Here is an 11,771-nt window from a genome sequence, read left to right on the forward strand (position 1 = left end):
AAGGGAATCGGGCGTTTAAAATATAATGAGTCCGCTAATCATTATACTGGTAACACTATGCGCAACGATTTGACAATTATTGGCCGTGAAATGACGGTCTTCATACTGGCAGCACTCTTTCTCGCTCTGATGATATTGCCCATCTATATTGATGTGGCCTGGATGAATGATGCGCTGCACGAAACCTCTTTTACTGAAACCACCCAGGAAATCATGCTGGCGGTGATTGCCGCCCTGTTCTTTATTGCGGCCCAGCGCCGTCCGGCTCAGCGCGGCGCGCTGACCTTAGTGGCGGGCTTCTATAGCTGTATGCTAATCCGTGAGCTCGACTTTGTGTTTGATGCCATCCAGCATGGCAGCTGGATCTGGTTCGCCCTGGCGGTGACGGCCGGTTGCCTGGCCGTCGCGCTGCGGACGCCGAAAAAAACGCTGCACGCGCTGGCCAGGCTGCTGCAACACCGCAGCTGGCCGGTGATGGCCTCCGGCTTTTTAGTGGTGCTGGTCTTCTCACGACTGTTTGGTATTCATGCGTTGTGGCAGCACCTGATGCTGGGAGATTACAACCGCGTGGTGAAAAACATGGCCGAAGAGGGCACCGAACTGCTGGGTTACGGCCTGTGCTGGCTGGCCTCGGTTCGCTATCTATGGCAGACCCGTCCGGCCGCCGCTGCCGTCAGCGTGCACGCCACCGAATCTGCACCGGCCCGTCACGCCACTTCTCCGGTCACCTCGCACTGATCCGCACTCTTGCTTTTTAAGCGATCCGCATCATTAAAAAAGGTACAATAAACACTTCTGCGTCGGCGACGGGTTCCCGGCGCAAGGTGTTCGTTAACCTCAGGTCTTTTCATGTCAGCTAAAATCTTAACTTCAACGCTCATTGGCCTGGATGCCTTCCGACAGGATCCGCTGACTGCCCTGCAGCAGGCGGAAAAGGGCACGCTGGCGGTGTTAGATAATTATGCGCCGGTGATGTACGCCATCACACCTAAGCGTCTGGCTGAGCTGCTGGCGCTGGAAGCCGCCGCCCGGCAGCCGAATGATGTGGCGCTGGATGACAGCCTGTATGACGATTCCCCCGCCGCGATCCATACGCCGGCAGGTAAGTTCGCCATGTATCAGGGCTGGCAGCCGGATGCCGACTTTACGCGCCAGGCCGCGATCTGGGGTGTGTCGCTGGGCGAACCAGTGACCCCCAGCGAGCTGGCAGCCTTTGTGGCTTACTGGCAGGCGGAAGGCCGGATGTTCCATCATGTACAGTGGCAACAGAAACTGGCACGCAGCATTCAGATGAACCGTGCCGCAAACGGCGGGCAACCGAAGCGTGATATCACGCAGTTGCCCGATCCTGACCGTACCATTCCCGATGGTTTCCGAGGTGAATGATGAAAACGCCAAACGATCTCTTTAACCGTCTGAAAAAAATGATGCCCGCAGGCACCCGTCCTAAATTTGCTAATGGCGAAGAGCTACTGGCGTGGAATCAGGAGCAGGGTCGCCTGCGATCAGAGGCGATTGTGCGTGAGAATCGCGCAATGAAAATGCAGCGCGTAATGGGCCGTTCCGGCATTCGCGAGCTGCATATGAACTGCTCATTTGATAATTACCGGGTAGAGAATGAGGGACAGCGCAAGGCGCTGGAACTGGCGCGTCAGTATGCCGCTGAATTTGATGGCAGCATCGCCAGTTTTGTCTTTTCAGGCCGTCCCGGCACCGGTAAAAACCATCTGGCCGCCGCGATTGGCAACGACCTGATCCTGCGTGGTAAAAGCGTGCTGATCGTGACGGTTGCTGATTTGATGTCGAGCATGAAGGGCACCTTCAGCGGCAGCAGCGGCATTACCGAAGAGCGGCTGATTCAGGATCTCAGCAGTGTTGATCTGCTGGTGATTGATGAGATCGGTATGCAGAGTGAATCGCGCTACGAAAAAGTGATTATTAACCAGATTGTCGATCGCCGATCCTCCTCGAAACGCCCGACCGGCATGTTATCCAACCTCGACCATGCGGGCATGAATACGCTGCTGGGCGAACGTGTCATGGACCGTATGCGCCTCGGCAACAGCCTGTGGGTGCGCTTCGACTGGGAAAGCTATCGCAGTCGGGTACGCGGCGACGAATATTAAACAGTGACCCGGCAGCGCCGGGTCACTGCGCTCATCGGGCCTGAAGCCCCTCGTCATAACGACGAGCTATACCGCCTTTGCCCTTCCGCCCATGCCCGGCGCAGCCGGACGCGCTGAGTCAGGATCATTCCGACGTCCGGCCACTGGTGCAGCAGAAAACCCGGCATTAATCCCACGATCTGATCGCGGTCACGATCTTAGCCACAGGCGATCGGGTTGTGTGAAACCGCCCGCAAAAGTGTGGGATGTGGAATACGTATGGGCTGATACACTCAATTCTTACTCCTCTGTTGAGTGAACCCGTAATGAAAACGAACGGCAAAGGCCCTGCACTACTGCGACTGAATAACCAGAAACGGGTGATGACTCAGCTGCGTAAGCTGCGCGTGACGTCGCGTCAGGATCTGGCGGAGGCGCTGACACTCAGCAAAAATACCGTCTCATTAATCATTGATGACCTGCTGGAGCAGGGTCTGATAGAGGAGCTGGGGCCGGTCAGCGTCGCGTCCGCCGGACGGCCTAAAATCGGGATTACCCTGCGGCCGGAAAAACTCAAGAGCGCAGGCATCATGGTGGAACGCAACGTCATCCACTGGCGGGTCTGCGACTATTTTTCACAGGTGCTGGCTGAAAAGACGCTGCGCACCGATACCAGTAACCCGACCCGACTGCTGGCTGAGCTGGCGATGCTGTGCCGGGAACTGATGAAAAGCTATCCTGATTTGCTCGGCATTGGCCTGGGTTTTCCCGGTATCGTCGATCCCCGGCGCGGCTGGATGCATATTTCATTGCCCCTCGAATGGCAGGATGTTGACCTGCTGGGCGCGCTGAGTAAGCACGTCAGTCTCCCCATCCGCATTATGAATAATGTCAAAGCCGCTGCGCTGCTGGCGGTACAGCTACGTGGATTATCTGTGGAGAGCGGTCACTTTTATCTGCGTATTTCCGAGGGAATTGGCGGCGCACTGGTACAGCATGGTGAAGTCTTTACCGGGCACAGCTGGACGGCGGGCGAGGCGGGACATCTGGTTGTCCAGCCCGACGGCCCGCGTTGCAGTTGCGGCCGCCGCGGTTGCCTGGAAGCGCTGGTCAGCCAGCCTGCGGTTAAACAGCAGCTGGCGCAGCGTCAGCCTGGCCTGAGCTGGCAGAACCGCGACAGCGCGCCACGGGTGGTGGATGAGGTGATGGCGCAGGCGGGTGGCTATCTGGGTGCGGCGCTGAGTCAGATTATGCTGCTGCTCAATCCCGCCACCATCATCATTGATTGTCCGTGGAACGCCAGTGAAGTCTTCTGCAAGGCGGTGCGCACTACCGCACACGGCAACGCGCTGGCCTTTACCGCCGCACATACCCTGCTGCACTTTCCTGAGCAGCGGATCGATCCGGCCAACGGGCTGGCGCTGGCGGTGCTGGAGCAGAGTGAGCAGCGGATGATCTAGTGGCTCAAGCCGCCCTGATTCATCCGGTATCCATCCACCTCAGACTGAACGCTTCCTGCTACAACACATTCTCCCCAAAATGCTGGCGATACTCTTTTGGCGTGGTGTCGTAGCTTTTGCGGAAGACCGAATAGAAGTATTGCAGCGACGGATAGCCGCACATCTGCGAGATCTCGTTGATGTTGAGCGATGAAGATGCCAGCAGTTCGCGCGCTTTTTCCAGTTTTTCACGGTGGATCATCGCATGGAGGGTGTCGCCGGTCTCATCCCGAAAGCGTTTTTCCAGATTAGAGCGCGATAGCCCGACGGCATCCAGCACCTGCTCCACTTTGATCCCCTTACAGGCGTTGAAGCGGATGTAGTGCATCGCCTGAATCACCGCCGGATCGCGCAGCGAGCGGAAGTCGGTAGAGCGCCGGGCGATGACTTTCACCGGCGGCACCAGGATACGCTGAAGCGGTAAGGGCTGCTTATCCAGCAGCCGATGCAGCAGTTTGGCCGCCTGATAGCCCATCTGCCGTGAGCCCTGCGCCACGGACGAGAGCGCCACGCGTGACAGATAGCGGGTCAGCTCCTCATTATCAATCCCGATCACCGTAAGCTTCTCCGGCACCGGGATTTTCAGGTGTTCGCACGCCTGCAGCAGGTGTCGCGCCCGTGAATCCGTGACGGCGATAATGCCGGTTTGCGGCGGCAGCGTCTGCAGCCAGTCGGCGAGACGGTTCTGGGCGTGCTGCCAGTTTTCCGGCGCGGTTTCCATGCCCTGGTAGACCACGCCCTGATAGCGCTCACGTCCCACCAGCTGGCGAAACGCCTGTTCACGCTCCTGTGCCCAGCGCTTGCCGCTGGAGGCCGGTAAACCATAAAAGGCAAAGCGATTAATGCCCTTCTCTTTCAGATGCAGAAAGGCTTTCTCCACCAGCGCGGCGTTGTCAGTCGCGATGTAGTGCACCGGCGGATAATCCTCCTGCCGATGATAAGAGCCGCCAACGCCGACAATCGGCACGGAAACATTCGACAGCAGGGTTTCGATAGAGCGATCGTCGTAATCGGCGATCACCCCATCGCCCAGCCACTCCCGGATGTTGTCGATGCGGCAGCGGAAATCTTCTTCGATGAAGATATCCCAGTCAGTCTGCGACGCCTGCAGATACTCACCGACGCCCTCCACAACCTGACGGTCATACACTTTGTTGGCGTTAAACAGCAGGGTAATGCGATAGCGTTTCTCATGCATGATGGCGCGTTCCCTTAAATCCTCAGCGCATTGCATAACACGGCTGAAAGGGGCAAAAAAATTGTTTGCGCCACAATGTGATCGCCCGCGCGATTACACCCGACGCCGCGTTGCCGTATCCATCCACACCGCCAGCAGCAGAATCGCGCCTTTGACGATGTACTGCCAGAAAGTCGGCACATCCATCATGCTCATGCCGTTATCCAGCGAGGCCATAATAAAGGCTCCCATTACCGCGCCCGCAACCGAACCCACGCCACCCGCCAGGCTGGTGCCGCCGATGACACAGGCGGCGATAGCGTCGAGTTCCGCAATATTACCCGCCGACGGCGAACCTGCGCCCAGCCGTGAACTGAGGATCAGCCCGGCAATCGCCACCATCACACCGTTGATGGCAAACACCGCCAGCTTGGTACGCGCCACGTTAATGCCAGACAGGCGCGCAGCATCAATGTTACCGCCGATGGCGTAGATACGACGGCCAAACGCGGTGCGGGTTGCCATAAACATGCCCGCCAGCAACAGCACGGCCAACAGTAACACCGGGGTCGGCACGCCGCGATAGTCGTTGAGCAACCAGATGGCACCCAGCACTAAGATGGCGGTGATCGCCTGACGCCCGACGGTGCCGCTGGCTGCGCCCTGCGCCAGTCCGAGCTGCTGACGACGCAGCCGCAGACGCCACTGCCACAACATAAACAACGCCAGACCGGCAAAGCCAAAGCCGAAACCGACGCCGCCCGGCAGATAACTCTGACCAATCTGCGACATGCCCGGCGTGATCGGCGCAACCGTAGTGCCATCGGTAATCCCGACCAGAACACCGCGGAAAGCCAGCATTCCCGCCAGCGTCACGATAAACGAAGGCACTTTACGGTAGGCCACCCACCAGCCATTCCACGTGCCAAGCAGCAATCCCATCACCAGCGTCACCACGATGGTCAGCGGCAACGGCCAGCCGAGCCAGACGTCGAATATCGCCGCCGCGCCACCCAGCAGGCCCATCATGGAACCGACTGACAGGTCGATCTCCGCCGAGATAATCACGAACACCATACCCACGGCCAGAATGCCAGTAATGGCGGTCTGGCGCAGCAGGTTGGAGACGTTACGCGCACTGAGCCACGCGCCGTCTGTGGTCCAGGTAAAGAACAATGCAATCAGCACAATTGCGCCCAGCATCACCAGAACCTGCAGATTAGGCAGTGTGAACCTGCCCGGTGACGGTTTGCCCGGCGTGCCGGAGAGGCGGCTTTGGGTACTTTCACTTTTAAGCATAATGTTCACTCCGCAGGGCAGCTTCCATCACCTGCTCCTGAGTCAGGTTATCGTTAATCAAATCGGCTTTGATCTGCCCTTCATGCATCACCAGCACCCGATCGCTCAGGCCCAGCACTTCCGGCAGCTCAGAGGAAATCACAATCACCGCGATACCCTGCTGAACCAGCGCATTGATCAGCAGGTAGATCTCCTGACGTGCGCCCACATCAATGCCGCGCGTCGGTTCATCGAGGATCAGGATTTTTGGATTGAGCAGCAGACATTTCGCCAGAATTGCTTTCTGCTGGTTGCCGCCGCTCAAACGACCAATCGGCAGTTCTGAGGAGGAGGTTTTCACCCGCAGGCGGGTGATCGCGTCGTTGATCGCCTGCTGCTCCTGCGCTTCATCCAGCGTTGAGAGCCGGTGGCTGAACTGGTCCAGCGCCGCCAGGGTAATATTTTTGCCCACCGCCATCAGCGGCACGATGCCATCTTTTTTACGATCTTCCGGCACCATCGCGATGCCGTGCGCAATGGCGGCGCGGCAATCGGTGATGTTGACCTGTTTGCCATTGATCCAGATATCGCCCTGCCAGCGCCCCGGCCAGACGCCAAACAGACATTGGACTGTCTCAGTCCTGCCCGCGCCCACCAGCCCGGCGATGCCGAGGATTTCACCGCGTCTGAGCGTAAATGAGACATTGTTAACGCGGCGGATGTGGCGGTTAACCGGATGCCAGGCGGTGAGGTTTTCAACTTTCAGTATCACGTCGCCAATCTGATGCGGCGCGTGGGGATAGAGCGCGGTCAGCTCGCGTCCCACCATCATGGTGATGATGTCATCTTCGCTCAGGCCCGCTGCCGGACGGGTAGCAATATGCTGGCCGTCACGAATCACGCAGATGGTATCGGAGATCGCCTTAACCTCATTCAGCTTGTGCGAGATGTAGATGCAGGCAATGCCGTGTTCACGCAGATTGCGGATGATGCCGAGCAGCACGTCCGTTTCCTGCTCCGTCAGGGAAGAGGTCGGCTCATCCAGAATCAGCAGCCTGACCTGTTTGTTAAGGGCGCGGGCAATCTCCACCAGTTGCTGCTGCCCAAGGCCTAACTCACCGACCCGGGTGGCGGGAGAAACGTTCAGCCCGACCCGCGCCAGCAGTTGCTGGCAGCGCAGGGTCATAGTTTCATCATCCACCATGCCGAAACGGCTCAGTTCGGCACCGAGGAAAATGTTCTCCATCACCGTCAGTTGCCGCACCAGCGCCAGCTCCTGATGAATAATCACAATGCCTTTACGCTCGGTATCGCGAATGGTCTGCGCCTGAATGTCGTCGCCAGAGAAGTGAATCTGCCCTTCAAAATCACCGTGCGGATAGAGTCCGCACAGGATTTTCATCAGCGTCGATTTGCCCGAGCCATTCTCACCACACAGCGACATCACTTCGCCCGCTTCAAGTTGCAGGCTGACATCATTCAGCGCCTTCACGGCACCGAAACGCTTGGTGATATTTTTCATTTCCAGCAGCATCGACTGTTCTCCCTCACGCTATGCGCAGTCAGAGTTCGCTCTGTTTGTGGAAACCGTCTTTCACCACGGTGCTTTCAATATTGTCTTTGTTGACCGGAATCGGCTTCAGCAGCCGTGACGGAACCTCTTTCAGACCATTGTTAAGCGTGCTGTTGCTGGCAGGTGTTTTGCCCTCGCCCAGCTCGACGGCAATTTTCGCCGCTTCGGTGGCGAGCTCGGTGATCGGTTTGTAAACCGTCATGGTCTGGGTGCCCGCTTTGATACGCTTAATGGCTGCCAGATCGGCATCCTGACCGGAGATCGCCACTTTTCCTGCCAGCCCCTGCGCGCTCAGCGCCTGAATCGCGCCGCCTGCGGTGGCATCGTTAGAGGCCACCACTGCATCGATATGGTTGCCGTTGGCGGTCAGGGCATTTTCCATAATTTTCAGGGCATTTTCCGGCAGCCAGGCATCAACCCACTGGTCGCCAACAATTTTAATGCTGCCGTTATCGATATAGGGTTTTAACACTTTCATCTGTCCGGCACGGAACAGGCGTGCGTTATTATCCACAGGCGATCCGCCCATTAAAAAATAGTTGCCCTTAGGCACCTGTTTCACAATGCTTTCGGCCTGCAGCTCGCCCACTTTTTCATTATCGAAAGAGATATAAAAGTCGATATCGGCATTATTTATCATTCGGTCATACGCCAGCACTTTAATGCCTTCCCGTTTCGCTTCAGCGACAACATTACTCAATACCTGACCGTTGTAAGGAATAATCACCAGCACATCGACACCGCGATTGATCATATTTTCAATCTGCGACATCTGTGTCTCTTCGTTGCCGTTGGCTGACTGAACAAACACCTTCGCGCCCAGCGTCTCAGCCTGTTTTACGAAAATATCGCGGTCTTTCTGCCAGCGCTCGAGTCGCAAATCGTCAATCGCCATGCCGATCTTCACTTCTTTTGCCACGCTGGTCTGGCTGAACAGCGCCAGCGCCGCACAGGCGGCGAACAGTGCATGTTTCATCTTCATTGTGATCATCCTGTAGGTTGAGGCTATTGTCGTTTCAGGCCTATAAACCAGGCGGATGAATTGTTGCCCTTATTTTCCTGTTACAGCAATTACTGATTTTTATCCGGCTATTACGTTTTTTGGTTTATTTCATTTTTTATGAGCGCGATCGAGGTTTCATCTTTTTCGGACAAGAGAGCGATAATGATAAACCACCCCGTAAATAACATTATTTTGCGAGCCAGCGCACAAATAATAATTATCTGACACCCGTAGTGAAATATCGTAATTGAGCTAAGGCAGCAGCCAATATCAAATATTGCTTCAACGCAGGCCATTCGGGTACTGATGCTAAGGAGCAAACCATGCAAGCTTATTTCGATCAGATCGATCGGGTTCGTTATGAAGGCACCCAGTCGACTCATCCTCTCGCTTTCCGCCACTACAATCCCGATGAGGTGATCCTCGGCAAGACCATGGCGGAGCATCTGCGCTTTGCCGCCTGTTACTGGCACACTTTCTGCTGGAATGGCGCGGATATGTTTGGTGTCGGCGCTTTTGATCGTCCGTGGCAGAAAAGCGGAGATGCGCTGCAGCAGGCAAAACTGAAAGCGGATGTGGCCTTTGAGTTTTTCCACAAGCTGAATGTGCCGTGGTACTGCTTCCATGACGTTGATGTCTCTCCAGAAGGCGATTCGCTGCACAGTTACAAAGAGAATTTTGCCGCCATGACCGATAAACTGCTGGAGAAACAGCAGGAGACCGGCGTGAAACTGCTGTGGGGCACAGCCAACTGCTTTACCCATCCGCGCTACGGAGCCGGGGCTGCTACCAATCCCGATCCTGAAGTCTTTGCCTGGGCAGCGACGCAGGTCTGCAGCGCCATGCAGGCGACCAAAACCCTGGGCGGTGAAAACTATGTGTTGTGGGGCGGACGCGAAGGATACGAAACTCTGCTGAATACCGATCTGCGCCAGGAGCGCGAGCAGATTGGCCGCTTTATGCAGATGGTGGTCGAGCACAAACACAAAATTGGCTTCCAGGGAACGTTGCTAATTGAACCGAAACCGCAGGAGCCGACCAAACATCAGTATGACTATGATGTCGCGACGGTTTATGGCTTCCTGAAACAGTTCGGACTGGAGAAAGAGATCAAGGTTAACGTTGAGGCGAACCACGCCACGCTGGCGGGTCACTCTTTCCATCATGAAATTGCGACGGCCATTGCGCTGGGCATTTTTGGTTCCGTGGATGCCAACCGCGGCGATCCGCAGTGCGGCTGGGATACCGATCAGTTCCCGGTCAGCGTGGAAGAGAATGCGCTGGTGATGTACGAAATTCTCAAAGCGGGCGGCTTTACCACTGGCGGCTTAAACTTTGATGCCAAAGTGCGTCGTCAGAGCACTGATAAATACGATCTCTTCTACGGTCATATTGGCGCGATGGATACCATGGCGCTGGCGCTGAAGGTCGCCGCTCGCATGATCAGCGACGGTGAACTCGATAAGCGTGTGGCACAGCGCTACAGCGGCTGGAATGGTGAGTTCGGCCAGCAAATTTTGAAAGGTGAGTTTTCACTGGAGGCGCTGGCGGCGCATGCTCAGCAGCAGCAGCTCAATCCGCAGCATCAGAGCGGACGTCAGGAGCAGCTGGAAAATCTGGTGAATCACTACCTGTTTGATTTCTAACCCTTCAGGAGCAGAGCATGTTTATCGGGATCGATTTAGGCACCTCTGGCGTCAAAGTGGTGCTGATGGATGCACAAGGCAACGTGGTGGCGACGGAAATAGCGCCGCTGCAGGTTTCGCGTCCGCAGCCATTGTGGAGCGAACAGGATCCCGAAAGCTGGTGGCAGGCGCTGGATTTGGCCATGCAGGCGCTGAGCGCGCAGCAGGATCTGCGCGCGGTGCAGGCCATCGGGCTGAGCGGACAGATGCATGGTGCAACGCTGCTCAACAGTGCAAACCAGGTATTACGACCGGCCATGCTCTGGAATGATGGGCGCAGCGAGGCGCAGTGCCGTGAGCTGGAACAGAAGGTGCCGGATTCGCGGGCGATCACCGGCAACCTGATGATGCCCGGCTTCACGGCTCCTAAGCTGCTGTGGGTTCAGCAACATGAACCGGCAATATTCAGTCAGATCGCTCACGTGCTGTTGCCCAAAGATTACCTGCGCTGGCGATTGAGTGGCGACTTCGCTACTGATATGTCAGATGCAGCAGGCACAATGTGGCTGGATGTGGCACGGCGTGACTGGAGCGATGCGATGCTGCGCGCCTGCGACCTCAGCCGCGATCAGATGCCGCAACTCTATGAGGGCAATGCCCTGACCGGCACCTTACATGCCGAACTGGCCACACGCTGGAAGATGAACGCCGTGCCGCTGGCGGCGGGCGGTGGCGACAATGCTGCGGGTGCGATTGGTGTCGGCATGACCGAACCGGGCCAGGGCATGCTGTCGCTGGGTACGTCGGGCGTCTACTTCGTGGTGAGCGACGGCTATCTCAGCAATCCGCAGCGCGCGGTACACAGCTTCTGTCATGCGTTACCCCAGCGCTGGCATCTGATGTCGGTGATGCTCAGCGCAGCCTCCTGTCTGGACTGGGCAGCGACGCTGACCGGTTGCAGAGATGTTCCTGAGCTGCTGGCTGAGGCTGAACGCGCGCGCGATGACGTGCCCGGCCTGTGGTTTCTGCCCTATCTTTCCGGTGAGCGCACGCCGCACAATAACCCGAATGCCCGGGGTGCTTTCTTTGGCTTTACCCACCAGCATGGCCGTCCCGAGCTGGCGAGATCGGTGCTGGAAGGCGTAGGATTTGCGCTGGCGGAGGGCATGGACGCGCTGCACGACTGTGGCGTTCAGCCAAAGAGCATTATGTTGATCGGCGGCGGCGCACGCAGTGCACTATGGCGTCAGATGCTGGCAGACATCAGCGGCCAGACGCTGGATTACTGCCATGGCGGGGAGGTTGGCCCGGCGCTGGGGGCCGCCAGGCTGGCACAGCAGGCGCTGGATGCAGAGGTCACCGTGCCGACCCCGGTTCTGGTGCAGCGACACCAGCCGGATCCGGCCCGGGTAGCGCACTACCAGCCGCGTCGGGAGACCTTTGAGACGCTGTATCAACAGCTCCTGCCGCTGATGAAGTAAACCTGCGAGAACGCTCTGCCTGTTATGGAT

At 57.3% G+C, this 11,771-nt stretch carries 10 protein-coding genes; 6 read left to right on the forward strand and 4 right to left on the reverse strand.

What is annotated here, in order from left to right:
- The first annotated feature begins 57 nt into the window (after nucleotides 1-57).
- From NR195_RS13080 to NR195_RS13095, 4 genes are all read left to right on the forward strand, one after another.
- Nucleotides 58-738 carry a hypothetical protein gene (locus NR195_RS13080; protein ID WP_010671597.1) on the forward strand — a complete coding sequence of 227 codons (681 nt, stop codon included), beginning with the start codon at nucleotides 58-60 and terminating at the stop codon, nucleotides 736-738.
- Between the two features lie 111 nt (nucleotides 739-849).
- The gene (gene dnaT / locus NR195_RS13085) at nucleotides 850-1,386 is read left to right on the forward strand and encodes a primosomal protein DnaT (RefSeq protein WP_010258900.1); all 537 of its coding nucleotides are present in this window, start codon (nucleotides 850-852) and stop codon (nucleotides 1,384-1,386) included.
- Nucleotides 1,386-2,126, forward strand: a complete 741-nt coding sequence (gene dnaC, locus NR195_RS13090) for a DNA replication protein DnaC (RefSeq protein WP_010258898.1) — start codon at nucleotides 1,386-1,388, stop codon at nucleotides 2,124-2,126. The genes dnaT and dnaC overlap by 1 nt, the downstream gene beginning before the upstream one ends.
- Nucleotides 2,127-2,431: 305 nt before the next feature.
- Nucleotides 2,432-3,565, forward strand: coding sequence for an ROK family transcriptional regulator (locus NR195_RS13095; RefSeq protein ID WP_022624794.1), 1,134 nt, complete (start codon nucleotides 2,432-2,434; stop codon nucleotides 3,563-3,565).
- Between the two features lie 58 nt (nucleotides 3,566-3,623).
- On the opposite strand, the gene xylR is transcribed toward NR195_RS13095, so the two are convergent.
- The 4 genes from xylR to xylF all read right to left on the reverse strand — a co-directional run bounded on the left by xylR (nucleotide 3,624) and on the right by xylF (nucleotide 8,614).
- Nucleotides 3,624-4,802 (reverse strand): D-xylose utilization transcriptional activator XylR, encoded by a 1,179-nt coding sequence (gene xylR, locus NR195_RS13100; RefSeq protein WP_010258893.1) that lies wholly within the window; start codon nucleotides 4,800-4,802, stop codon nucleotides 3,624-3,626.
- A gap of 93 nt (nucleotides 4,803-4,895) precedes the next feature.
- On the reverse strand, nucleotides 4,896-6,080 hold the full coding sequence (xylH, locus tag NR195_RS13105; protein ID WP_052270968.1) for a xylose ABC transporter permease XylH: 1,185 nt from the start codon (nucleotides 6,078-6,080) through the stop codon (nucleotides 4,896-4,898).
- Complete coding sequence (locus tag NR195_RS13110; protein ID WP_256844598.1) at nucleotides 6,073-7,593, reverse strand: xylose ABC transporter ATP-binding protein; 1,521 nt, start codon at nucleotides 7,591-7,593, stop codon at nucleotides 6,073-6,075. Before NR195_RS13110 ends, xylH begins: the two co-directional genes overlap by 8 nt.
- Nucleotides 7,594-7,621: 28 nt before the next feature.
- Entirely contained in the window at nucleotides 7,622-8,614 is a 993-nt protein-coding gene (gene xylF, locus NR195_RS13115; protein WP_158131270.1) for a D-xylose ABC transporter substrate-binding protein, read from the reverse strand.
- 344 nt (nucleotides 8,615-8,958) lie between these two features.
- Here xylF and xylA point away from each other — a divergent pair, with 344 nt between their 5' ends.
- Nucleotides 8,959-10,281, forward strand: a complete 1,323-nt coding sequence (gene xylA / locus NR195_RS13120; RefSeq protein ID WP_256844599.1) for a xylose isomerase — start codon at nucleotides 8,959-8,961, stop codon at nucleotides 10,279-10,281.
- Nucleotides 10,282-10,298: 17 nt separating this feature from the next.
- The gene (gene xylB, locus NR195_RS13125) at nucleotides 10,299-11,741 is read left to right on the forward strand and encodes a xylulokinase (RefSeq protein WP_256844600.1); all 1,443 of its coding nucleotides are present in this window, start codon (nucleotides 10,299-10,301) and stop codon (nucleotides 11,739-11,741) included.
- Nucleotides 11,742-11,771 lie beyond the last annotated feature (30 nt).

Origin of the sequence: Pantoea sp. Ft-CA_14, from assembly GCF_024520875.1 — a bacterium.
Classification (GTDB): Bacteria; Pseudomonadota; Gammaproteobacteria; order Enterobacterales; family Enterobacteriaceae; genus Pantoea; species Pantoea agglomerans.